Raw genomic sequence first — 24,362 nt, forward strand, 5'->3', positions numbered from 1 at the left:
GTCGAGTTTACGGTAAGTTGGATGAAATCAGGGATTGGGGTCAATCACCATGACAGTCAAAGAAAAATTACTTGAGAAAATCGAGCAGTTATCCGAACCTGAGTTAGCGAAAGTCCTAGAGTTCGTCACGGTTCACTTGGAACCGCAAATGGGTCAAACTGAGACCGAAAATCTGAAGAGTAGCGCAGCCTGGAAAGCCTATTTACAGTCTGAACAAGAACGAGAAGAGGTGTATCGTCGTCTTGCTAACTCCTGACTTGACTCCCCAGTTTATAGAAAAACCCCTAGTTCTGGCAATTCACGACCGCCAAATTGAGAAGTTTGGTGGTCGTCATGGCTTACGAGATGAAGGATTACTCGATTCAGCCTTAGCACAGCCTAAAGCGAGTTTTTCTGAAAAATTACTGCATCCTACAATTTCAGAACAGGCGGCTGCCTATCTGTTCCATCTTATCATGAATCATCCATTTGTTGATGGCAACAAACGAACGTCTTTTGCCGTTATGGATACGTTTCTACGACTCAACCAGTACGCTTTAGAACTCACGAACGAGCAATCCTACGAGCTAGTCATGTTGATCGCTGAAGGCAACTTAGGCAAGTCTGGCGTTGTTGAACGACTTAAATCCTCTATTATTGTACATCGTCATCGAGGCGATCGCTAACCCATTTCCGAATATCGGAATAGAGATAAAACGGCTCAGACGGACTGGCGATGGTAGTTCCCTCCGGTAAAGGGACTAAGCGGGGTTCCGGTAAAGCTGAGTTCACGATCGCGAAAGCACTGGTGATAATTTGAGTCATGCGATCGCAAATCTCATCCGGCTGACAAGCCACACCAATTGTCGCTTGGATATCCCCATTCATTGACGACTGATCGCCTTCCCGCTGACGATCCTCTTGCAAAACCTCCAGTAAGCGAGACTTAGAAATCCCCTTAGCACCATGAATAATCTGATTGCGTTTAACACACCAATAATCCAAAGCTTGCATCGCCGCCATCATGTCCCCAACCGCCTTTTTTTGAATAACCTTGTCTTGAACCTCAATCAACGCCTGTAAAAAATTGCGTTTTGTGGGCCGACCGGGTAACTTAAATAACCCCCGGAGTGGCTTTTTCCAAGACCCCTTCACTAAACAATGTTGTTCTTTGACCTTTCGCACCAAACTCGAGTTTCCCATCCCACACTCTAGCTGATAAAATCGATGAGCCAGTTGCGGATAGTTAACAACCTGATTTGTTTTGAGATACCAATCATCCGGATAGTTAACACGATTAAAATAAAAATGTCCATTTTTGGGGTCAAGCTGTCGGAATAAATCGTGAATCGTCTCCTCGTAAAACAAGCCAACACGGATTAAAAACTCAGCCATGCGATCGAGTTGCCAAAACAGACAACATTGGGTGTGAAGATTGAGCAAACGATAGAGAGAATTTTGCGGATAACTGTACTGATTCGCCAACTCAGAGATAGCATCTAAGCGGTTCTCATGTTCCCGTTTCGCACCCCGCGTATCCAAATTCATCAACGCCACCGCCGTTCCCAACGCACGAACATTCACATCCACCAGTTCCCGACTGGCGTTCAACGCTTCACCGTTCTCAGTTTGCGAACTTTCCAGGGTGGCTAACGTCTCTTTCCAATCCGACAACACCACTCGGGCCCCATCAAAATCCCATCGTTGCAGCAGTTGCTTCACCGTTTGATATTTCATGGTGCGTTGATAGCGCCAATAGGAAACCCGGCGACAAGGAGAGGGTTCCCCCTCTAAAATGAGTTTCGCCTGAAGTTCCGGTTCCAAGTAAATTTGCCTTTCAATCTGAGAGGAAATCGCTTGAACTCGCAAGGCCGTTTGCATTTGTGGCGTTCCTCCTTTGATGCTGATGAGGGTGGTACAATGGCGATCGCACTCCCGATTTAAGACCTGGTAATACACATCAAACAAACCATCTTGGTCAACAGCCGCCACCCCCTTAGGAATGACCACCTTCTCAATCTTAGGACAGTTTGGGATTTGGGTTTCCAGCCATATCTTGAGGATTTCAAACAAATAAATTGTATCATCTCGATGAGGTGGAGTTTGGTCAGTCACAAAACAGTAAATGCGCTCCACCTTAAACTGTTCAACCGCTGTCTTGACAATTCCCCAAAAACGACCCGGACGAAGGCGAGGATTCCAAAAGTCGGGGTTTTCCTGATAAGCCGACAAGAGATGTTGCGTCAGTTCTCGAACAGAAAAGCGATACCTTGTATCAAAGGAAACTCCCAGTTGCGAGCATAGGCTTTCACAAATGAGTTGTTGACGCTGATTCCAACGAGTCTGACGAATCTCGCTGAGGTCTTGAACCGTTTTCATTAAATTCGGTTCATCCCGAGCAAATCCAACCGGTAAATAGTCAGAACTCGATGGAAGTTGCACCGTGAGGTCGGAGGTGCCAAGGTTGGCAATTAAGAGGCTAGTTTTTTCCCTTGTCATGGTGTTTACCCAAATCATCGCTACACTATAACATTTTACCACTTACCAAACCCGGTCAAACTCGCTGAGTTCATCAAGGAATTGCAAAAACTCCTGTTGAATTTCCAAGTTATTTCCAGTCGCCTGTAAGTTCGGGAAAATCGTCACAAACTCAATAAATCCCCGCCGGATTAACCGTCCATCTCGTTTGATATACCAAGGAGACATCCGCTGCCAAATTCGCCCAATTTGGTTCAGTTTTCCCGTTAAATGGGTTTGTTTAATGCTGCAATGGGACTTATAATCCCGATGAAACCAATCTAAGGCGGTGCTAATCGCATCCTCCCTATCATCATCAAATCGGGCCCAAACCTGAACCCGGTCAGGGTGCCAAGCCTCGCGCCAATTGGCACCACGAACATCGAGCCGTTGTCCCTCATCTTGCGTGACCCACTCTTGCATCGGTTGATACAGCCCCCGGACAAAGTAGCGGCGAATATCATCGAGATTACGGAAGGGTTGATACAAACCCAGTTCCCGTCCTAAAAACTCCCAGTGACAGCCAATATCTCGTCGGTAATCCTTATCAGAGAAGAAGCGGCGATGGCTGGCCCGTCGCCAAGACTTACCAAACCCTCCTAGCATCATCGAAAATTTAATAAGGCGAATCACGAAGGTTCTCAACCGCTGGCGACGTTCCTCATCCCGGACATTGAGCAGTAGAATATCTAACTGACCCTCATGGAGTGTAAACCATTGAGGTCCCTCGTCAAGTTGGCTGCGATCGCACCGAAACGCAACCCCCAACTCCCCCATCACAGAGCCGTCACGCCCCGCAAACCCACCCCAAAGGCGTTTTGTGATGGTTTGAGCAATTTCCGCCGTCGTAACGCCACCCAGTAGCCGCAACGTGTGACCTCGTAACGCCGCCTTGAACACATTAGGGCGAAATTCACCATCACCATTGACTCGGCGAGATATCAGTCCCTCTCCCTTTAGGCGGATACTGAGTAGCCGGGGGGCCGTAGAGTCTATCAGATGACCATATCCCGCACTGACGCGAGAGCCAATCCCGTACCCCAACGCCGTTTCCCAAACCTGCCAAATCTCCCCCCATTCCCTCTCAGAGAGGGGTTGATGGCTGGAAATCCCGAATCGCAATGTCGGCTGAAACAGCGACATCATAAAAAAGGCACTGTGGGCCCCCTGTTCCTCCACCTGCCAATGTTGCTGGGGGTGAACAACATCCACAAGGTCACTTTTATTCTTCCAGTCATTCACCGGATAGGCCCCATGAAAGCGAAGAATCCCCGGTTGAGTCTGTCTCGTTCCCTCAACCACCACCTCGCCACCGCAATACTGGAGAATGCGCTGGGGAAACACCTGCTTACAGGCGCGCCGAAAGGCCCCTTTCATACTTGAACCGGGATAAAACGGGCAACCCGTACCACTAATCACCGGGCGAATCATGCTGTCATCCTGGCCGCCATTGCTGACAAAACGCCAACTGATTTGATACTCCTTGGTGTTGACCCCTTCCGGGAACTCAGGAGGGTCTTGTAATGCGCCCCGCAACCACTCTTTTACCCAGATATAGGCTTCATTATTGGCAGCCTCGTCTCCTTTTAGGTCGGGATTAATGCGTTGAAGTTGGCAGCGTCCTTCAATTTGGGCGCGAAAGGCTAGGGGAACTCGGTCAGCATCCATAATGAGACTCAAAGATAAAGGATAACATTGGAACTTCAGGACATCGAGACAGACCGACTTCGTCCGCCTCTGAGAAGACAGAGCCGCCTTAAGATTTATAGCGTTGCGTCCACCAAATGGCGCAATCGCAAAGTTGGGTCAGGATAGCCAGAGCAATTTTGCGATGTTCCGGGTCGAACTCCCAGAGATTCGTGGCATCATTCGGTAGAGCAATTCCTGCATCTTGAAGAATCGTCGCTAAGGTGTGCCACATGGCTCGCCAATAGGCGGCTTTTTCCCCATCCAAGCGATGCTGTTCCCCCCAAAACCGTTCCAGTCCAAAGGCGACCGTACTCCGCATTTTATGCACTTGATTGAGAACTTCATTCTCCAACTCTTTCCGTTGAAACACCAAATCGTGAGCATAGCGGTCAAGGGAATACCGTTCAAAGCCAACCTCCGGGGACTGATTCGTCGTGGAGTCCGCCTGAGACATTTTCTTCTTGTTCTTTTTATTTTTCTGGTTAGCCATGATGTTAAGCCCTAGTGATTCAACTGTGAACAGCATTAAGCTTGGGTCAATTAGCGATAAAGCTTGACCCGACAGTGACCGAAGCCAATGGACTCCAATCCCCCAAAATACATCTCATCTTCATTGATGGTGTTGTCCCCAAACGGCGGCCAGTTTCGTAACTCCTCCTCCCGCCGTAACGCCACCGGAAAGACCATAATCGTACTTTCGGGTAACGCTTCCGTATTGAAAAACTGACCTCCCTCCACCTTTTTCTCCTCATCACAGAGTTTAACCCGACTCTGACGATACAGAGCCATATCGTGAATCATCCCAATTTCATTGTCCGCCACAATCACTGCTGGACGTTCCTGTCCATCAGGAAACCAAGCCTGTAAATTGTCTTTCTGACCGAGTTTGAGGAAACCGAAGTTGAAAAATAGCTTGTACTGACCGTCAATCTGCGGCGCGTTGAGGCTTTCAGAAGCTGTGTACAGTTCTGGTAATTCTTCTGGTAATTCTTTAGAAGTCTCCGCAATGCGTTTGTAACGTTGCAACAGGCGCGGACAACTGACCCAAACCACCGGTTGACCGGGACAAAACACCGGAAGCCAAAGGATGGACGCATATTCAAACTTCACCCGAGATTCGCTGGTACTGTCGCTGACTCCCGGTTCGGCTTCATGTCCATACCAGTACTGTTCATCTTGGTCCTCCCGAAAACGCATTTCCGCCCGAAAGCGACCGCGCAGGGAACTCCCTGGGATAATCCCAGTTTGCGTGAAGGGGTCACGAAAAATCAAATTGAGATTACCGCTTTCCTCCCCGGCGGTGGCGCCGACATGGAGGGGAGATAGAGTTTCAATGATTCCGTAGGCTTGTTGATACATCGGGGTAAATGAGGTAAAGGTGCAATCAGGACTGAAACCGCTATAAACCAGCGACATCAAGGGGGAGGCTGAGACCACAGCCGATGTGCTTTAGGCTATATCCTTCTTTGGGATACCAGGCTTCGGGACTTTCCCACCAGGTCTGGTTGAGAGGGTCATCCAAGACATAAACAGCGCCCGCTTTGACGGCGTAGCGTCCCCGTCCCAAGCGTCCCGTGTCTCGGCTTCCATCGGCTTTGCTGCGTCCCCCAGCGCGAAAGCGAAAGGGAACGGCTTTGGCGGTGAGTAACCATCGGGGTTTGGGAAAGTCGGGATGTTGGGGGTAGCGGTGGGAGATGCGATTAGACCCCCAAACTCCTGGAGTCAGGAGGGCGAAACTGCAGCGGATGGGTTGTTGTAGAAGCGAGACGAGGGGATGCTGGTCCTGGAGTTCGTGGGATTCGATTTCCACGAGATGGTTTTCGCCGCCAAAGCGATACCATCCTTTGTCTAGGGGAACGGTGGAGAGGTACAAAAGACAGGCGTGGTCTTTGAGTCGGACGGCGTTTTCCAGAAATAAGCCGTCTTTCTCGCGCACAGAGCGTTCGTTTGATTTTAGGTTAGGATGAAGCATGGAGAGATATTCCCAAGGTTCTTTGGCGACGGCCTTTTGTTGTAATAGGGTCTGGGAATCTTGGTTCCAGGCGGATAGTTTTTGCCATTTAAAAGCGGGTTTCATCTCAGAATTGGGGTTGGACTGTTGCCAGCCGTCTTCCTGTAATTCCCAAGTGTTGACCTCGGCTTTGCCAATCATTTTTGTGGAAGGAATCGGGACGTAAAAGTCTTGGGAGGCGTTAAGGTCATCTAGGTTGGCCCAAAATGGCCCGGCGACAAAGAGATTTTCGCGCAACTCTTCTTGACTGGCAAAATTTTGGGATTTATTGGCGCTAAAGATGAGTCCAGATAGGGTGTAGGCGTCGGGGGGGAATTTGCTTTGAGCGCGTCCAACGAGGTTTTCTGGGGAGAGGAATCCTCCGGCGCTGGCGTAGAGGAAACCCAGGGGTTGAATGGTGATGAGATAGCGAAACATACGTAATGGGTGGCGGGAGAAATGAGCTGAATTTTATTAGCTGAATTTAACGACGGAAATGCCAACCGATGGAAACTAGGTCGTCAAACCAGTTGATGAAGGCTTGCTGCACGGGATTTTGAGTCCCGTGAGGGGGTGGGTTGGCTTCAAAGAGTTCTCGGAAGAGGTAATCGCCCACTGTTCCGGGTTCGAGGTGAGTAAAGGGGGCGCAGGTTGGCTTAAAATAAATGTTAGCCAGGGCGATCGCGATCGCCGCATCAGCGGGGCCGGGAGATTCATCTTCTAAAGGGTCATCCTCTAGGTCGTCTGAACGGGGACTGGGGGCGATCGCATGTCGTGCTTTGAGTTGCGCCATATCGTTATACAGATGTCCCCAATTTCCTCCACCCTCGCGATCGCAATAACAGTCGAGAATCGAAAGATAGGGCCAAGGACAAGTCCATTGCACAAACTGTCCGCTATTAAAGACCACCCGCAGCGTGAGGCGATCGCGCCCCAGGTTTTTGGAACGCCTCTCCGCTTCCCGACAATGCTGTAAAACATCCCGTTGGGGAACGCTATGACCCGCCCAAACAAAGCCAACACTCAGACCAATCTTTTGACCATGTTCTTGCCATTTTTCTGGAAGATGTTGCAACCAATTCCAGGAATTAACCTTCAAGGTTTGGGTCGCCTCAGGTAAGGTGTCCCCCGTTAAATCAGCCCGGCTGTCGTACACCACTCCCAGGAAATCATCTCCCCCAGCATAGATGACACGACCGAGAGATTTAGGAAACTCTTGCTCAAATTGTTTGCCCCAATCTCGCATAGCCTGGCTGAAATCTTTTAACCGGTCATCGGCATTTTCCCCCTCGGACAAGTGTTTAAGATAGTCCCCAACTTTATCCCCATCTCCCATAAACCAACCCGTCCAGCGTCCAGGGGTTTGCCATTCCGGGTTAGGACGGCGGATGACATCGGAGAAACTGCGATCGAGTTGTGGGAAGTCCTCACCAATCCGACGGGCAATTTGAGGATGAGTCACCAACCGTTTCACCAATTCAGGAAGACTCACCCGTTCCGAAGTATCCAAGAATTTACCCTCTGGAGTCTCCTCCGGTGCTTTTCCTTCCAGAACCGCCGCCAATTGCTGATAGAAGCGGTCGATTTTATCTTTTTCCTGACTGTAGCGTAACTCCTTGGGATTGCGCTGACGGGAACCCAGTTCATTCCAGGCGATCGCATCCGTTCCCGACAAACTCGAACTTTCCCCAATCCAATTCACCGCACTCCAATCCCGTCCCACCTTCCGCCGTTCCAAGTCATACATCGCCCCAGAGATACTATCTCCCCAACCCCAAAAAATTTCCCAACTGTGGTTTTGCCAAAGGGTCCATTGTCGCTGCCAATGATAGTCATACTCGGGAAGTTTTTCCTCAACCCAGCCTCGACATTCCCTCAAAACCCGACCCCAGCCCTCCAACAGGGCCTGACGAATCCTCTCTTCAGATACCCTCCCTTTGATTAAAAGGCGATTGGGGAGTCCCTTTGTCCGGTTGGGGTCTCCCGGACAAATCACCGAGGAGTCCGCTAGGTTGGTAATTTGTCGGCTGAGGTAGGAGAGAATTAAAGACGCACCATAGAGATCCCGCAATTTACGGGATTTTTCGATGAATCCTTGAACCGGGGCGAAGGTGGTAGCTGTGTATCCAGACATAATGTAGAGAGGGACGCGGTTACAGGACACTGTCACATCGGGAAAGCCGGACAGACACCTTAACCTTAATCAAGAGATCAGGTCAGCCGCCGATGACAGCCCCTGTATATGTGTCGGAAAAATAGCTAGGGTTTTACGGAATTGGGTCAAAATTGTGATAAATCGTGACATCAAGCCCCAGCCGACCCGCCTAAACCTCCGTCAAAGGTTTTCCATTATGCTGTAACAAGATTTCTCCTGAACTGCGCCTTCCTATGTCTCGTTCTTATGGTAGTGACGATTCCCTGGCCCCTGAGTTGAAAGCGGCGATTCTGCCGCAGCCTCGGGTCATCTCCCCGGATGCGACCGTCAGCGAGGCGATCGCCGCCATGAGCGGTTTGGCCGATTCAGAAGCCTCAGACCGGGACAGCCACCGCGATCGCCCCGAGTCTTCGAGTTGCGTTGTGGTTGTGGTGAACACCGATCAGATTGTTGGGATTCTCACGGAACGGGATATTGTTCGTTTGAGCGCCCAAAACCGACCCTTTGCTCATCGGCGAGTGCGTTCGGTCATGACTCAGCCGGTTGTGACCTTGAAAGCGTCAGAGTTAACGGATATCTTTAACACTCTCAGCTTTTTACAACAGCGTCGTTTGCGCCATCTGCCCATTGTCGATGACCACGAGCGCCTCACCGGTCTAATTAGCTACGAAAGCCTACAAAAACTGACCCGTCCCCTGGATTTGATGCGGTTGCGGTTAGTGGGGGAAGTAATGACCCGCCATGTTATTACCGCACCGGGCGATCGCACCCTCCTAGATATCGCTCAGGTCTTAGCACAAAACCGCATCAGTTGCGTGATTCTTACCGAGTTGGCTGGGACCCCTGACGCCCCCAGAGAGCGTCCGCTGGGCATCCTCACCGAGGGGGATATTGTGCAAGCTCAAGCCGTCGGTGTGAGTCTGACGGACACCAGGGCCCAAGCGGTGATGAGTTCTCCCCTGTTTACGGTTCACGCCGATGACAGCCTCTGGACCGCCCAGCAACAGATGGAGGAACGGCGGATTCGGCGAGTGGGGGTTACTGGAGAACAGGGGAACCTAGTGGGACTTGTCACCCAGACGAGCCTTCTACGGGCGTTTAACCCCATTGAACTCTATAATTTGGCGGAAACCCTCAAACAGCAGGTCAACCGCTTAGAAGCCGAAAAACTGGCGCTGCTGGAATCTCGTAATCAGGAATGGCAAGAGGAGGTCGCCGCACCAACCCAGAGGCTTCAATCTCAGGCCCAGCGCGATCGCCTGCTGCTGCATATTTCTACCAGCATTCGCAATTCCCTGGACTTGGCCACCACTCTCCAGACGGCGGTGGATGAAGTGCGGCGGCTGTTGAGCTGCGATCGCGTGATTATTTACCAACTTGAAGATGATTTGAGTGGTTCAGTCATCGCTGAATCCATTATTGCTGGTGGTCGTTCCGTGCTGCACAGTCAAGCCAATGACCCCTGTGTGACTCCCGAGTGGCTCGAACCCTATCGCCAAGGTCGCGTGCGGATGGTGCGAGATATTTATAATGAGTCCATGACCCTGTGCCATCAGGAACTGTTATTGAGCTTTGATATTCGCGCCAAGCTGATGGTGCCGATTGTCGTCGATGATCGCCTCTGGGGGTTGATGATTGCCAGTCACCGAGATCAGCCCCGAGATTGGCAAACCGGGGAAATTGACCTCTTGCAGGCCCTCTCAATTCAATTGGCGATCGCCCTTAAACAGGCCACCCAACATGAACAACTCCAGAACGAGATTCAGCAGCGCCAAATCGCTCAACTCGCCCTAGCCTCTTTAAATACTGAACTGGAAACCCGAGTTGAGCAACGCACCGCCGAATTACAAGCTCGGGAAGCCCGCTATCGTGCTCTCATGGAAGGCGCAACCGATGCTATTCTCCTGGCGACCCCTGAAGGCTATCTCCTCGAAGTCAACCGCGCCGCCGAAGAGCTATTCGGCTACTCCCGCGAGGAGTTCAGCGGAGAGAGACCCGAGCGATCGCCCCTACATATTAGCCAACTCCATCCCCCCGAGGAATTTGACCGTATTATCAACTGTTTTGAGCGGATTCTTCAGGAAAAACAGCCTTGGGTGTTCGATACCCGGATTCTCAAGGCCGATGGTTCAGAAATTCCCGTTGATATCTCAGGAAGTCTGATTCAAGTGGGGGAAACCTATATTGTGCAAGGGATCTTCCGGGATATTCGCGATCGCGCCGCCTTTGAAGAAAAACTACGCACCAGCGAAACCGAGTTACGCAGTGTCTTTGAAGCCATGGGGGATTTAGTTTTAATGATTGCCCCCGATCGCAATGACGTTCGCGTGATGCCCACCCGCCACCAAATCCTCGAACCCCAAGCCACGGAGATTCTCGATCAAACCCTCAAATCTCTTTTTCAAGACGAGGCCCAATCCCCCACTCGACTGCCAATTCTGGAAGCCCTAACCACGGGAAAAACGGTGTCGTTTGAGTATCAAATTGACCTGGAGCATCGCCGCATTTATTTTGAAGCGAGTATTTCTCCCATGAGCGATCGCCGGGTGATTTGGGTTGCCCGGGATATGACCAAACGCCAACAAGCCGAGGCAGAAATTTCCCAACTCTCCCAACGGCTCAAAATCGCCTTATCTTCTGGAAACATCGGCTTTTGGGATTGGGATATTCGCCAAAATCGAATTACTTGGGATGAGCAGATGTATGCCCTCTATGGGGTTGATAATTCCTCAGAGTCGTCGAACCCAGAATCCGTAGTTGCTTACGAAGTTTGGTCTCATAGCGTTCATCCCGACGACCGCCAAGCCACGGAAGACCTCCTCCAGAAAGCCATTTTAGGGGAAGCGGACTATAACACTGAATTTCGTGTCCTGCATCCCGATGGCAGCCTTCACTATCTTAAAGCCTCTGGGTTAGTCGTCCAGGATGAAGCGGGTCAGCCCATCAGCATGATTGGGGTGAATTTAGATATTACCGAGATTCGCCAAGCTGAAGCCGCCTTGCAAGCCAGTGAAACTCAGTTTCGGAAACAAGCGCAACGAGAACGAGTCTTGCGGGAGACGAATCAACGCATCAGTCAATCCCTGGATTTACCCAGCATTTTTGACACCGCTTGTCGAGAAATTGGCAATTGTCTCGATGCAAATCGGGTGGCAATTTTTAAGTTTAATTCTGACTCTAGCCGCCATGAGGGTGAGTTTGTAGCAGAGTTCCTGGCTAATGGCTTTCCGTCCTTACTCGGCGTTCATCTCCAAGATGATGATTTTGGGGAAAACGATGCCCGTCTTTACACTCAGGGACAGTACAATCTCGCCGAGGATATTGAGAGCAGTACCGTTAAAGATCCAGATATCCGGCTTTTATCTCAGTTTCAGGTCCGGGCTAACTTAGTGATGCCCATTCTCTGTCAAGATACCTTATGGGGACTGTTGTGCCTTCATCAATGTGACGGCCCTCGCTCTTGGCAACAGTCGGATATTGACTTGGCCCAGCAATTCTCACTCCAGTTGGCGATCGCCATTCAGCAATCCCACCTATTTGAGCAGTTGCAACAGGAACTCAGCGAACGTCAACAGGCCCAACACCAGCTTACTCAACGCAATGAGGAACTCATCCGCGCCACGCGCCTCAAGGATGAGTTTCTGGCCAATATGAGCCATGAACTACGCACCCCTCTCAACGCCATTCTAGGAATGACGGAAGCATTACAAGAGGATATCTTTGGCCCCGTGACTCCCCCACAACACAAGGCGTTACAAACCGTCTATGGGAGTGGTTCTCATCTGTTAGCCTTAATTAATGACATTTTGGATGTGGCTAAGATTGAGTCGGGCCAGGTGGAGTTAGACTATTTCCCCACGGCGATCGCTCCCCTATGTCAATCGAGTGTCACCTTTGTTAAACGGCAAGCTCTTAAGAAAGAGATTCAATTGACCGTCGATATCCCCAGCAATCTGCCGGATATTGTCCTCGATGAACGACGGATTCGTCAAGTCTTGATTAATTTGCTCAACAATGCGGTTAAATTTACACCGGAAGGGGGACACATTACCCTAGACGTCAAATTGACGACTCCCGTTTCCGAAGCTGAAGACCCTCCCTATCTCCGCTTCTCCGTTATCGATACGGGAATTGGGATTACGCCAACAAATATCAAAAAACTGTTTCAGCCTTTTATACAAATTGATGGCGCCCTCAATCGCCAATATGAAGGGACAGGCTTAGGATTGGCGTTAACTAAACGCATTGTTGAGTTACATGGGGGACAGGTGGGAGTCACCAGTGAGGTAGGAGTTGGCAGTTGTTTTACGATAGATTTACCCTATCAAGTGAGTGTCGAACTTGACGATACCTCCACCTCTAATCCCAGTGAAACCTCTAACTCAATTGAGCAGATATCCACGGAGTCGCCGTTGATTTTGTTGGTGGAAGATCAAGAGGCGACTATCATCGCCATATCTAGTTATTTGACCGCGAAAGGCTATCATTTGCAGTTGGCTAGAAATGGTTACGAGGCGATTGATCAGACGCTGGCTCTCTCTCCCGATCTCATTGTGATGGATATTCAAATGCCGGGAATGGATGGCTTAGCGGCCATACAACGCATTCGGGCCATACCTCAGTTTAGCGCTACCCCGATGATTGCTCTGACGGCCTTGGCCATGGAGGGCGATCGCGATCGCTGTTTGGACGCTGGTGCGAATGACTATTTAAGTAAGCCAGTTCGACTTCAAGAACTCGTTGCCATGATTCAACAATACTTAACTCGTTCCGAACCGTCCTCATGAAGCTCCGATAGTTAGGGAGGGATTGGGGTTGAAATTTTTGCAATTTTTTGCTAGTAGTGCCATCAATAAATAATGGTATCCTGGGCTACCTATTTCCCCAAATCTCATTGAATGATCTAAATAGCGACTCAGCCAACTCATCTGATGAGAAACAAAAATAAATCTAAACTTTTTCATCATTGCCCTAGAAATCCTATAAGTTTTTTGTTAGACGTAGAAGTGGACAGAGTGGCAGGTGAGACAAGTGAGCCGCTCTTACGTCCAGCACAGAACTCTTATCAGAGGAAGGAAAGACGTATGGTCATCGCCAAACCGACACAAACTCAATTGACCAACTCAAGCCAAGACGCCGCCGGGAGTCACGATCTAACTCCAGCCTGGGATGGATTTAAGTCAGGAACCTGGACAAAAGAAGTCAATGTCCGGGATTTCATCCAGAAAAACTACCGCCTCTATGAAGGGGACGCTGAGTTTCTTAGTGGTGCCAGCCAACGCACAAAGACTCTCTGGAAGTCCGTTCAAGACCTCATGGCCCAGGAACGGGAGAACGGCATTTTAGACGCGGAAACCAAGATTCCCTCAGGAATTACCGCCTATGGGCCCGGCTATATCGACCAAAGTTTAGAACAAATTGTCGGCCTGCAAACGGACAAACCCCTAAAACGGGCGATTATGCCCTATGGCGGTATCCGGGTGGTGAAGAAATCCCTAGAAGCCTATGGCTACGAACTCGACCCCGAGACCGAAGAAACCTTCACCAAATACCGCAAAACCCACAACGACGGCGTCTTTGATGCCTATACCCCAGAAATCCGCCGCGCCCGTCATTCAGGACTGATTACCGGTTTACCCGATGCCTATGGTCGGGGTCGGATTATCGGCGACTATCGCCGGGTGGCCTTGTATGGAATCGATCGCCTGCTGTTGGACAAACAAGAACAGCAAGCCTCCCTAGAACTGGATGTGATGGACGAGGACACCATCCAGCGGCGGGAAGAACTCTCCGAAGAGATGCGATCGCTGCAAGAACTCAAAGACATGGCCGCCAGCTATGGCTGCGACATCAGCCGACCTGCCGCCACAGCCCAAGAAGCCGTCCAATGGACCTATTTCGGCTATCTCGCGGCGGTCAAAGAACAAAACGGCGCGGCCATGTCCCTCGGTCGGGTCTCCACCTTCCTGGACATCTATTTCGAGCGGGACCTGCAAAACGGTCGTCTCAATGAAGAACAGGCCCAGGAAATCATCGACCATTTTGTCATGAAACTGCGGATGGTGCGTTTCCTGCGCGGTCCCGCCTACAACCAACTGTTCTCAGGAGATCCCACCTGGGTCACCGAATGTCTGGGCGGTGTAGGTGAAGATGGTCGTCCTCTGGTGACCAAAAACAGTTTCCGCTTCCTCAACACCCTCTACACCCTCGGTCCCGCGCCGGAACCCAACTTAACCATTCTCTGGTCGAAACGGTTACCGGACAACTTCAAACGCTACTGCGCCCAAGTCTCCATTGACACCTGTTCGACCCAGTATGAGAACGATGACCTAATGCGCCTTGAGTATGGCGACGATTATGGCATTGCTTGCTGTGTCAGCGCGATGAAGATTGGCAAGCAAATGCAGTTCTTTGGCGCCCGGGCCAACTTAGCCAAGGCTCTCCTCTATGCCATTAATGGCGGTAAAGATGAGATGAGTGGCGAGCAAGTGGGTCCCGACTGGGTTCCGGTTCAGGGAGAGTATCTCGACTATGACGACGTGGCCGCCAAGTTCGATCGCTGTCTGGAGTGGTTGTCGCGCCTGTACGTCAACACCCTCAACATCATCCACTTCATGCACGACAAATACGCCTATGAACGGGTGGAATTTGCGTTGCATGACCGGGATGTGTATCGCACCATGGCCTGTGGGATGGCAGGGTTATCGGTCGTAGCGGATGCCCTCTGTGCCATTAAATATGCCCGCGTCAAAGCCATTCGCGATGAGTATGGCTTAGTAGTGGATTATGAGATTGAGGGAGATTATCCCAAGTTCGGCAACAATGACGACCAAGCCGACGAGATGGCCGCCGCCGTGGTGAAGCAGTTTATGAACAAGATTCGCCAACACAAAACCTATCGCGGTTCCGTTCCCACCCAGTCCATTCTCACCATTACCTCCAACGTGGTCTATGGTAAGAAAACCGGCAACACTCCCGATGGTCGTAAAGCTGGCGAACCCTTTGCCCCCGGTGCCAACCCCATGCACGGCCGGGATACCAAGGGTGCGATCGCGGCCTTAGCCTCCGTAGCGAAACTCCCCTATGAGCATTCTCAAGACGGGATTTCCTACACCTTCTCCATTGTGCCTCAGGCCCTGGGCAAACAGGAGGGCGATCGTATCAGCAACCTCGTGGGACTCTTAGATGGCTACTTCAACGACGAAGGGCACCACATCAACATCAACGTCCTGAACCGAGACACCCTTCTCGAAGCCATGGACCATCCCGAGAAATACCCACAACTCACGATTCGCGTCTCCGGTTACGCCGTCAACTTCATCAAACTAACCCGCGAACAACAGTTAGACGTGGTTAATCGCACCTTCCACAGTCGCATCTAGCCCCCCAAACTCCCCTCCAGGGAGGGGTGCCCGAAGGGCGGGGTGGGTCCTCCCCTCCAGGGAGGGGTGCCCGAAGGGCGGGGTGGGTCTTCCCCTCTTGCCCCTTCCCTCCTCCCTCCTTTTCGACCTGTCCTCTGTGCCTCTGTGGTGACCCTCTTGCCCTTCTCCCCCCCATGCCCATCACCCAATCCTCCATCTCAGGTCGCATCCACTCCTTTGAGAGTTGTGGAACCGTCGATGGTCCAGGAATCCGTTTTGTCGTCTTCACCCAAGGCTGTCCCCTACGCTGTCTGTACTGTCACAATCCCGACTGTCAAGACTCAAGCGGCGGTCGCGAAGTCACCGTGAGTGAAATTCTCGAAGAAGTCGTCAAATATCGCTCCTATATGGAGTTTTCCCAGGGTGGGGTAACCGTGACCGGGGGAGAACCCTTAATGCAGCCCGAATTTGTCCGAGAAATCTTCCGCCAATGTCAAACCTTGGGCATCCATACTGCCCTAGACACCTCCGGTTATATTCCCGTTGAGGTCGCCAAACCCGTCTTAGACAACACCGATTTAGTCCTATTAGACATTAAATCCTATCAACCCGAAACCTATCGCGCCGTCACCTGTGTCTCCGTTGAGCCGACCTTAAAATTTGCTCAGTATTTAGATAAAATAAATAAACCCACTTGGATTCGTTTTGTTTTAGTTCCCGAGTTAACCAATCAGGCAAAAAACATGGAAGGACTCGCTCAATTTTTGTCAACCTTTAGGAACGTAGAACGGTTGGAGATTTTGCCCTTTCATAAGATGGGGGAATATAAGTGGGAAGCGTTGGGCTATGATTATCAATTAAAAGATACACCGGAACCTACAGCAGAGCAGATTAACCAAGCCATAGACATCTTTTCCCAGTATCAGTTGCCCGTTGTCGCCTGATGGATGACAACAAATTAGGACTTCACCCGATACCAAAGAGCCAGTCCACCCCCTCGTCCTCGGGCGGCGATCGCCCCTGGGCTAATATAGAAGTAGTTAAAAAAGGCCTGTCGGGCGATCGCCGTCTCATCAAAGACCGCCTCTCGTTGCGCCCCTCCCCGCACAAACCCATCAAAAAGGTTGATTCCATAGATTTGCGCCTGCAAGCGGGTAAAATCGAAGGCTAGAAGGCGGTTTGCCCGTTTTGCTTCTGGGGTACTCCCCCCCTTTTGCCAAGCGACTGGGCCCGTCACCGTCAAGGTTAACCCGAACACCTTCACCTGATTTTCCACTCGTCCCCCCTCCCCAGAAGGAAGCCGAGTAGAACTCTCCTCATCCCGAGGTTGATAATAAATGCGGATTCCCAGAAATCGTGGCAGATAGCGGCCCGCCCCCAGGAGTCCCCCCGCCTGTTGACGAGAGCGTTGAGTCCCCGTAATCCAACCCAGTTGCCACTCCCCCATCAACGCCTCAAATTCCGGTGCCGTGGCAATTTTCCGAGTTTGCTTTTCCGCCGTTAACAGAGCATCCCGCAACACCTCTGACGGGGGACGCTTCCCCTCCCCCTCTCGCAACTGTAGGGCCGCTGTCTCAATAATCTCAGAATAATCGGTCATCGTAATCGTATCGTTCGCAGTAGAGGAAGAGAAACACAAGAGGTCTTCTCATAGGAGCAGAACCTGGCCAGGTTGTCAGGTTGTCAAGTTGAGAGAAAATCATCGACCGGTGCAAAACTTAACACTACCATGGATACCCCCATCTATAAAATAATCACAGGTTAGGGATTGACATACCTAAAACAATGGATACATCAGCTTGGCGATCGCACATTGCATCCTCCTCATGAGTGCCAGTTCTAAATACTATTTAAATTTCCTTAGTCTTTCCATAACCTTTATCCGTTAGGTTCCCAGATAGACTAAACTTACGATTATTCGAGGACTCCTTCCGTGCCCTTATCGAGAACACCGCAGCGCCGAGTTGACAACGGCGATGAACCCATCTGTAACCGCTCCCCAAACCCCCCCTTTAGCAACATTCTCAACAGTCGTCTCAAGCGACGCCAAGTTCTGCGAGGAGGACTCTCAGCAGCGATCGCCATGATGGTGACCCGGCCGAGTCTCAGCTCCCTCTTCACCGGAACCCCCGCGAACGCCGCCCCTGGAAAATTAGGATTTAGCCCAATTCCCGTTAGCGAAGCCGATAGGATTTTGGTTCCCGAGGGTTACCAGGTACAAACCCTAATTCCCTGGGGGGAACCCATCACCGGAACCTATCCCAGTTACGATCTCAGCAATAGCGGTCAAGACCAGGGAATGCAAATTGGCCAACATCATGATGGGATGCACTTCTTCCCCATTGAGGGAGAATCCCCCTATCTCGGAAGTTCCCAGGATGGATTGTTGGTCTTAAACCATGAGTACATCGAACCCCGCTTTCTCCATACGGCGGCGGTGGGACTGACGCTCAACGCAGGAGACGTTCCCATGAATGCCGATGGAACCCGGGATGCAGACCAGGTTCTCAAAGAAATCAATGCTCATGGAATTAGCATCGTCCGCATTCGCCAACAGGAAACTGGAACCTGGGAGGTGGTGCGAGATTCCCATAATCGCCGCATCACTGGCTTAACCCCAATGGAATTCACCGGGCCTGTCCGGGGATCAGAGTTCCTCAAAACCCGCTATAGCCCCGAGGGAACGGGAACTCGGGGAACCCTAAACAACTGTGCTCATGGGGTAACTCCTTGGAATACCTATCTCTTCTGTGAGGAAAATTGGGCCCGCTATTTCCGCAATGGTGACCCGGAAGCCAGTCTTCCCCGTGAGCAAACTCGCTATGGAGTCTCACGGGAGATGTCTCGCTATGGTTGGGAACGGGCCCAAGGCCAAGGGGATGACTATGTGCGTTTCGATGTCTCCCGTCTGGGGAACAGTCCCCAAGAGGATTATCGCAATGAAGTTAACGGGTTTGGTTGGGTGGTCGAAGTGGACCCATTTAACCCCAATGATACCCCCAAGAAACGCACCGCTTTAGGTCGTTTTGCCCATGAAGGGGTAGTGTTCCAACCGGCGGTTCCCGGTCAACCGGTGGTCTGCTATTCCGGGGATGATGCTCGATTTGAGTATATCTACAAATACGTCTCAGCGGACTCCTACGATCCGGCGACGGCCTCAGGGGAATTACTCAACCGTGGTCGTCTCTATGTGGCTCGTTTCCATGAGGATGGGGGCGGGGAATGGCTTCCGTTGGTCTTTGGAGAAGGACCCCTGACCCCAGAGAATGGCTTTTCCAGTCAGGCAGATGTTTTAGTCAACACCCGTACTGCGGCGGATGTATTAGGTGCGACGAAAATGGATCGTCCGGAATGGGGCGCAATAGACCCCGAGACGGGGGCAGTCTACTTTACCCTCACCAATAATACTCGACGTACTGAAGACCAGGTCGATGCCGCGAACCCTCGCGCGGAGAATACATGGGGTCATATTATCCGTTGGCGAGAGGGGGGAGATGGTCCCACCGCCACGCAGTTTGAGTGGGATGTGTTTGTCTTAGCCGGTCCGGAGATGGATAGTGAAACCCTGAAAGGGGAACCGTTAGAAGAGACGAATATCTTTGCTTGTCCGGATGGTCTCTGGTTCGATGGTCATCGCCGTCTCTGGATTCAGACGGACATCAGCGAGAGCGTCATGAATCAAGGGGAGCACGCCCAGTTCGGCAATAACCAAATGCTAGCGGCTGACCCAGATACCGGGGAAATTCGCCGCTTCTTAACGGGCCCCATCGGTCAAGAAATCACGGGAGTGGTGTCCACCCCAGACCAACGTACCCTCTTTATTAATGTGCAACATCCCGGTGCAACCACCTCCGCCGAAGCCTTCGCCGCCGGTTCTGTGGTGTCTCGTTGGCCTGACCACTCCCCCAATCTCTACCCCCGTTCGGCAACGGTGGTCATCACCAAGATCGACGGTGGAGTGATTGGAACCTAGGGACGGCCTCAGCTACCGGAAAAGCGAGCGATTTCTTCTCCCTCGGGGTTTAAGACCGTTAAACGAATTTCGGTATTGAGACTCACCAGTTCCAAGCCATCAATCAAGCGGCGGACATGCTGATCAATTTGCTGTTTCGCCGCTTCGTTGTTTTGCTGATTCGCTTGGCGATGTAAGTTCTGGATGCGGGAGACATAATCGGGTAGGAGTTTGACCTGGAGGCGATCGCGAGTCACTTGATACTCACAAATCTGGGGAGACCCTTGACACAGCCGCCGTAAGTCCCCTTGGGCCCGGCTCATGGCTTCTGAGATTTCCTGACTGGCGATCGCCTGTATCAGGGCATTGGTATAGGCTTGGAGCAAGGGGCGACTTTGGTCACTGTAAGCCGTATTCTCAGGAATCTGTTGGGCATAGCCGATGGCCTGTCGCCACTTGGTAATGGCCCCATCCCACTCCTGAGCATCTTGGGCGATTCTGGCCTCATCCGCTAGGGTGACGGCCTGTTCATGTAAACGCCGAGCCACTTGTTCCCGACGATGGCGTTGTTCAGCACTACTGAGGTGGGGACCATAACTCTGAAATAACTCACGAGCATCCCGTTGGGCCGTTGTTTGAGCTGGAACCCGCATCAGAGCCGTAATCGCAGTGCGCCAACTGGAATAGGCCCGTTCCCAGGTTTCCACATCCCGCGCTTGGCTCTCCTGAGTCCGGGCCATCTCCGCCGCCAGTTGCGCCGCTTCAATTTGTTCAGCCCCCCGTCGCTCTAAGATAGCTCGTTGTTGAACTGCCGCCAGATTCTGCCGATACTCCCGCAGTTTGCCACGGGCTAGGGTGTAGGCCGGGTTTTCAGGATCGATGGCTTCCAATTGCGCGATCGCCTCAATCCAGAGCGCTTCCATCCGTTGCCATTCCTCAAGACGATGAGGGGGATTCTGGCTCAATAACGAGGCTTGATAGGCCAAGCCTAGGGGCGATCGCACCGCCTGCAACTGCTGCGATCGCCGCTGCAAACTCTCAGAAAGCTCACGGCTGCGACGATGATAGCGAGACCAGGGAGGAATCCCCTGCAACTGCTCCTCGGCCCCCTGGAGTTGCTCATGAGCACTGACCAAGGTTTCCGTTGAAGGAGACTCCGTTAACTCGTTTAAAAGCTCACGATTGTTGGCCTCAACCGTTAACAAACGTTGACATTCTCCCAAGACACAAGGACGACTCAAGGCCCAACTAATACCTAGCAGAGCCAACACTCCCGCACTCAGAGTCACGAGAGCTAGGGTCACAGAGGAGCGATCGAATCCAGATAATGTGGGACTTGCCGTCGCCACAGCCGGACGAGAAGGGATCGGACCTTGGCCAGAGGGATAGCCTTGTGGTGTGGATGGTGCGGCAGTGCTGTGCATCGTTCTGACGTGATTCCTAACAGTTGACAAATGGGTTTAGCCGATTTTCACCCTGGATTTAGCCCATGCGATGGGATCATTGTATTACATCCCTTTACCCTGGAACCCTAAGCTAGATTGACAAAACCGTTACCCCATAAGCTTTTAAGGTTATTACTCTCCCTTAGAGATAACAAAAAATAAATTACCTTACCAGATTTTCAGAACCTATGCTAAAGTGTGCCTAGACATTCGTTCAATGGCAGCGTTGTATTGCCGTGTCAACAGGGTGGAGACATCAATTGTAGTGACGGGCATCAACCGACGTTTCTGAACACGTGTCTTTTCCTTCTCTCGGTTCCTGGAGTTGCTCCATGTCAATTTATATCGGTAATCTGTCCTACGACGCGGTTCAAGAAGACCTTGAAGAGGTTTTTCGTGAGTATGGCACAGTCAAAAGGACTCAAATCCCGGTCGATCGCGAAACCGGTCGCTCTCGTGGGTTTGGGTTTGTCGAAATGTCTTCTGATGAAGAAGAAGAACGAGCTATTGAAGCTCTCAACGGTGCAGAATGGATGGGTCGCCAACTGCGGGTGAACAAAGCCAAGCCTCGTGAAAATAATCGTTCTCGTCAAGGCTATTCTGGGCGCGGTGGGGGCGGCGGTCGCTACTAACCGGTGATGGGTTACGCTGTAGGCGGTCATCCCGAACCCCTTGCAGTTGACCGTTGCCACTTTAAGAAAATCTCTGATAATTAAAAGATAGCGATTTGATAACTTGCTACCAAGTTTAGCGTGGACGTTTTGTCTGCGCTATTTTTAGTTGAGGGGAGACGGCCAGAGGGGAAGGGGGCAAGAGACACCAGGGAAGAGTTAATCATGCTGCATCCTGATACCATTGACGACGTGAAGCAACGGATGGACATTTATGATGTCGTGTCCGAACATGTGGTGTTAAAAAAACAGGGCAAAGACTTTGCCGGTCTGTGTCCCTTTCATGACGAAAAAACCCCCAGTTTTACCGTTAGCCCCAGTAAGCAGATGTTTTACTGCTTTGGCTGTGGGAAAGGAGGCAGTGCCATTAGTTTCCTGATGGAAATCGGACAGGCCTCATTTACCGATGTGGTTCTGGACTTGGCTCAACGCTATAACGTTCCGGTTCGCACTCTCGATCGCGAGAAACAAGATGACGTTCAACGTACCCTGTCTCGGCGAGAACAACTCTACGAAATTCTGGCCCTCGCCGCTCGTTTCTTTCAACACGCGCTGCATCAGCCCCAGGGAGAACCTGCCCTACAGTATCTAAAAGAAAACCGAGGGTTATGCGAGACGACCCTACAATCCTTTGAATTGGGGTATTCACCACAAGGATGGGAAACCCTTTACGGTTATCTGGTGCAGCAAAAAGAGTATCCTGTTGAACTTGTGGAGGCTGCGGGCTTAATTATCCCCCGTCAACGGGGCAATGGCCATTACGATCGCTTCCGCAACCGCATCATGATTCCCATTCATGACAGTCGCGGCCGAGTCATCGGCTTTGGGGGCCGTAGTCTAGGAGACGAACAGCCGAAATATCTCAACTCCCCAGAAACAGAACTGTTCGATAAAGGGCAAACCCTTTACGCCCTTGACAAAGCTCGTCAAACGATCTCTAAAGTCGATCGCGCCATCGTTGTCGAGGGCTATTTCGATGCCATCGCCCTACATGCGGCCGGTATCTCCGAAACCGTAGCCTCCCTGGGAACCGCCCTCAGCGAAAACCAAGTCAAACAACTACTACGCTATAGCGAGTCCAAACAAGTCCTTTTTAATTTCGACGCTGATGCAGCCGGAACCCGAGCCGCTGAACGGGCGATAGGAGAAGTGGCCAACCTCGCCTATCGGGGGATGGTACAACTGCGAATTTTACAAGTTCCCGGGGGCAAAGATGCCGATGAATTTCTCAAAGCGTCCTCTCCCGAGGACTATCTCCACCTCATTGAACAGGCCCCCCTCTGGATTGATTGGCAAATCGAACAGATTATCGGCGATCGCAATCTAGCCCAGGCCGATGTCTATCAGCAGGTTGTGCGCCAACTGGTGGATCTCCTCAGTCGACTGCACGAGTCTACCAGTCGTACCCACTATATTCACCACTGCGCCCAACGCCTCTGTCAAGGAGATTCCCGACGAATTCCCCTCCTTGAAGAAAACCTCCAGGCTCGGTTACGGCGTTCCCGGGCCCGAGACAAGGCCAAACAGCGTCCCAAAACAGGCGATCGCCCCCCCTCCCCCGAGACTCTCCCTGAGACTCTCCCTCCCGAGGGAGAAAACTCGATGGAAGACCACCACGATGACGCCGACTTACAGCTTCCCATCGACAGCGATCGCGCCCTCCTCGAACGGGCTGAAGCCCTACTCTTGCAAGCCTATCTCCATCATCCCGACGAGCGATCGGCCATCATCACCGCCATCCAAGATCTAGAAACCCGAGATATTTATTTCAGCCTCTCCCACCACCGCTGGTTATGGCAACAGTTAGAATCCCTTGCCCCTCACCCCCAAGACGATGCTGGGGTATTATTTCAGAAGTTACAACAACAGCATCCCGACGAGTTCACTATGCTGCAACAGGTCATCCCCCTATTCCAGCCTAGCGAACTCGCAGAACTAGAAATGCAACGAACCGCCCTAGCCATCCGTTCCGCCACAGCGGCGATCGAGCGCACCATTTGCCAGAAACGCTATCGTCGCCTCCTCCAGTTATGGCAAGACACAGATTGCCAAGACAACCCCCAACAGGCCCGCAACTATCAAGACCAACTCTACGCCGAAAAACAGCACATCGACCACCTCGATCGCATCCGCCAAACCGACCTCACTGAACTCATTGGTTTAACCTGGAATCCCCCCCTCCTAGACAATAATCCCTAATCCCCTAGTCGGGCACGCCGCAGGCGGCCCCTACGTTGTTTCTTTTGCCTCTTGCCTTATCATGCCCCACATCCTCGAAACTCCCGAACAACAAGTCGCCGTTATCGAAGCCAACGCCCTCAAAATCGTCGAAGTCGCCGATCGCGGTCATCAAGACAGCGGTGAGAAAGGAACCGTCGTCTTGTTACGTCAACTCGAAGAGAACAGTTCCAGCCTAGAAGATTGGCAATTCAAATATCGTCCCATGAGTCGCCTTGACGAGATGCTCTCCGATTGGAAACAAACCAAACTGCAAGAGATGATCATCCGCTATAACCCGGAGGTTTCGGTGGTTTGTACCTTTCTCTATCCCAACGGGGCCTATAGTAGTTATCACTTCGGCAAACCCGATTCTGAGTAATACC

General features: G+C 51.6%; 17 protein-coding genes. 9 read left to right on the forward strand and 8 right to left on the reverse strand.

Annotated elements, in window-relative coordinates; translation table 11 throughout:
• The first annotated feature begins 49 nt into the window (after positions 1–49).
• On the forward strand, positions 50–256 hold the full coding sequence (locus NEA10_RS02935; RefSeq protein WP_252663729.1) for a DUF2281 domain-containing protein: 207 nt from the start codon (positions 50–52) through the stop codon (positions 254–256).
• Complete coding sequence (locus NEA10_RS02940) at positions 243–665, forward strand: type II toxin-antitoxin system death-on-curing family toxin (protein WP_252663730.1); 423 nt, start codon at positions 243–245, stop codon at positions 663–665. Before NEA10_RS02935 ends, NEA10_RS02940 begins: the two co-directional genes overlap by 14 nt.
• On the opposite strand, the gene NEA10_RS02945 is transcribed toward NEA10_RS02940, so the two are convergent.
• From NEA10_RS02945 to NEA10_RS02970, 6 genes are all read right to left on the reverse strand, one after another.
• Positions 634–2,496, reverse strand: a complete 1,863-nt coding sequence (locus NEA10_RS02945) for a hypothetical protein (protein ID WP_252663731.1) — start codon at positions 2,494–2,496, stop codon at positions 634–636. The two genes, NEA10_RS02940 and NEA10_RS02945, sit on opposite strands and share 32 nt — an antisense overlap.
• A 24-nt stretch (positions 2,497–2,520) precedes the next feature.
• Positions 2,521–4,164: a hypothetical protein gene (locus NEA10_RS02950; RefSeq protein WP_252663732.1), complete on the reverse strand. Its 1,644-nt coding sequence runs from the start codon at positions 4,162–4,164 to the stop codon at positions 2,521–2,523.
• Positions 4,165–4,252: 88 nt separating this feature from the next.
• Positions 4,253–4,675, reverse strand: a complete 423-nt coding sequence (locus NEA10_RS02955) for a hypothetical protein (protein WP_252663733.1) — start codon at positions 4,673–4,675, stop codon at positions 4,253–4,255.
• Positions 4,676–4,725: 50 nt separating this feature from the next.
• On the reverse strand, positions 4,726–5,544 hold the full coding sequence (locus NEA10_RS02960) for an RAMP superfamily CRISPR-associated protein (protein WP_252663734.1): 819 nt from the start codon (positions 5,542–5,544) through the stop codon (positions 4,726–4,728).
• A 40-nt stretch (positions 5,545–5,584) separates the two neighbouring features.
• Positions 5,585–6,613, reverse strand: coding sequence for a type III-B CRISPR module-associated Cmr3 family protein (locus tag NEA10_RS02965; protein WP_252663735.1), 1,029 nt, complete (start codon positions 6,611–6,613; stop codon positions 5,585–5,587).
• Between the two features lie 46 nt (positions 6,614–6,659).
• On the reverse strand, positions 6,660–8,309 hold the full coding sequence (locus NEA10_RS02970) for a Cas10/Cmr2 second palm domain-containing protein (protein WP_252663736.1): 1,650 nt from the start codon (positions 8,307–8,309) through the stop codon (positions 6,660–6,662).
• Positions 8,310–8,563: 254 nt separating this feature from the next.
• Here NEA10_RS02970 and NEA10_RS02975 point away from each other — a divergent pair, with 254 nt between their 5' ends.
• The 3 genes from NEA10_RS02975 (at position 8,564) to pflA (ending at position 16,635) form a co-directional block, all read left to right on the forward strand.
• Complete coding sequence (locus NEA10_RS02975; protein WP_252663737.1) at positions 8,564–13,117, forward strand: PAS domain S-box protein; 4,554 nt, start codon at positions 8,564–8,566, stop codon at positions 13,115–13,117.
• 297 nt (positions 13,118–13,414) lie between these two features.
• Positions 13,415–15,712, forward strand: coding sequence for a formate C-acetyltransferase (pflB, locus tag NEA10_RS02980; protein ID WP_252663738.1), 2,298 nt, complete (start codon positions 13,415–13,417; stop codon positions 15,710–15,712).
• Positions 15,713–15,885: 173 nt separating this feature from the next.
• Positions 15,886–16,635, forward strand: a complete 750-nt coding sequence (pflA, locus tag NEA10_RS02985) for a pyruvate formate-lyase-activating protein (RefSeq protein ID WP_252663739.1) — start codon at positions 15,886–15,888, stop codon at positions 16,633–16,635.
• Positions 16,636–16,649: 14 nt separating this feature from the next.
• On the opposite strand, the gene NEA10_RS02990 is transcribed toward pflA, so the two are convergent.
• The gene (locus NEA10_RS02990) at positions 16,650–17,291 is read right to left on the reverse strand and encodes a hypothetical protein (protein ID WP_252663740.1); all 642 of its coding nucleotides are present in this window, start codon (positions 17,289–17,291) and stop codon (positions 16,650–16,652) included.
• A 333-nt stretch (positions 17,292–17,624) separates the two neighbouring features.
• Here NEA10_RS02990 and NEA10_RS02995 point away from each other — a divergent pair, with 333 nt between their 5' ends.
• The gene (locus tag NEA10_RS02995; RefSeq protein ID WP_252663741.1) at positions 17,625–19,664 is read left to right on the forward strand and encodes a PhoX family protein; all 2,040 of its coding nucleotides are present in this window, start codon (positions 17,625–17,627) and stop codon (positions 19,662–19,664) included.
• An 8-nt stretch (positions 19,665–19,672) separates the two neighbouring features.
• Here the strand turns inward: NEA10_RS02995 and NEA10_RS03000 are convergent, their stop codons facing one another.
• Positions 19,673–21,067, reverse strand: a complete 1,395-nt coding sequence (locus tag NEA10_RS03000) for a hypothetical protein (RefSeq protein ID WP_252663742.1) — start codon at positions 21,065–21,067, stop codon at positions 19,673–19,675.
• 353 nt (positions 21,068–21,420) lie between these two features.
• Between NEA10_RS03000 and rbp the strand changes: the two genes are divergently transcribed.
• From rbp to NEA10_RS03015, 3 genes are all read left to right on the forward strand, one after another.
• Positions 21,421–21,720, forward strand: coding sequence for an RNA-binding regulator (rbp, locus tag NEA10_RS03005; RefSeq protein WP_252663743.1), 300 nt, complete (start codon positions 21,421–21,423; stop codon positions 21,718–21,720).
• Between the two features lie 204 nt (positions 21,721–21,924).
• Positions 21,925–23,958, forward strand: a complete 2,034-nt coding sequence (gene dnaG / locus NEA10_RS03010) for a DNA primase (protein WP_252663744.1) — start codon at positions 21,925–21,927, stop codon at positions 23,956–23,958.
• A 61-nt stretch (positions 23,959–24,019) separates the two neighbouring features.
• Positions 24,020–24,358: a hypothetical protein gene (locus tag NEA10_RS03015; protein WP_252663745.1), complete on the forward strand. Its 339-nt coding sequence runs from the start codon at positions 24,020–24,022 to the stop codon at positions 24,356–24,358.
• Positions 24,359–24,362: the final 4 nt, after the last annotated feature.

This window comes from Phormidium yuhuli AB48 (assembly GCF_023983615.1).
GTDB lineage: Bacteria > Cyanobacteriota > Cyanobacteriia > Cyanobacteriales > Geitlerinemataceae > Sodalinema > Sodalinema yuhuli.

What these genes read in the sequence shown, in the direction of transcription:
- NEA10_RS02935 (WP_252663729.1), top strand. Translation starts at nt 50, where the DNA reads ATGACAGTCAAAGAAAAATTACTTGAGAAAATCGAGCAGTTATCCGAA.
- NEA10_RS02945 (WP_252663731.1), bottom strand. Translation starts at nt 2,496, where the DNA reads ATGATTTGGGTAAACACCATGACAAGGGAAAAAACTAGCCTCTTAATT.
- NEA10_RS02950 (WP_252663732.1), bottom strand. Translation starts at nt 4,164, where the DNA reads ATGGATGCTGACCGAGTTCCCCTAGCCTTTCGCGCCCAAATTGAAGGA.
- NEA10_RS02955 (WP_252663733.1), bottom strand. Translation starts at nt 4,675, where the DNA reads ATGGCTAACCAGAAAAATAAAAAGAACAAGAAGAAAATGTCTCAGGCG.
- NEA10_RS02960 (WP_252663734.1), bottom strand. Translation starts at nt 5,544, where the DNA reads ATGTATCAACAAGCCTACGGAATCATTGAAACTCTATCTCCCCTCCAT.
- NEA10_RS02965 (WP_252663735.1), bottom strand. Translation starts at nt 6,613, where the DNA reads ATGTTTCGCTATCTCATCACCATTCAACCCCTGGGTTTCCTCTACGCC.
- NEA10_RS02970 (WP_252663736.1), bottom strand. Translation starts at nt 8,309, where the DNA reads ATGTCTGGATACACAGCTACCACCTTCGCCCCGGTTCAAGGATTCATC.
- NEA10_RS02975 (WP_252663737.1), top strand. Translation starts at nt 8,564, where the DNA reads ATGTCTCGTTCTTATGGTAGTGACGATTCCCTGGCCCCTGAGTTGAAA.
- pflB (WP_252663738.1), top strand. Translation starts at nt 13,415, where the DNA reads ATGGTCATCGCCAAACCGACACAAACTCAATTGACCAACTCAAGCCAA.
- pflA (WP_252663739.1), top strand. Translation starts at nt 15,886, where the DNA reads ATGCCCATCACCCAATCCTCCATCTCAGGTCGCATCCACTCCTTTGAG.
- NEA10_RS02990 (WP_252663740.1), bottom strand. Translation starts at nt 17,291, where the DNA reads ATGACCGATTATTCTGAGATTATTGAGACAGCGGCCCTACAGTTGCGA.
- NEA10_RS03000 (WP_252663742.1), bottom strand. Translation starts at nt 21,067, where the DNA reads ATGCACAGCACTGCCGCACCATCCACACCACAAGGCTATCCCTCTGGC.
- rbp (WP_252663743.1), top strand. Translation starts at nt 21,421, where the DNA reads ATGTCAATTTATATCGGTAATCTGTCCTACGACGCGGTTCAAGAAGAC.
- dnaG (WP_252663744.1), top strand. Translation starts at nt 21,925, where the DNA reads ATGCTGCATCCTGATACCATTGACGACGTGAAGCAACGGATGGACATT.
- NEA10_RS03015 (WP_252663745.1), top strand. Translation starts at nt 24,020, where the DNA reads ATGCCCCACATCCTCGAAACTCCCGAACAACAAGTCGCCGTTATCGAA.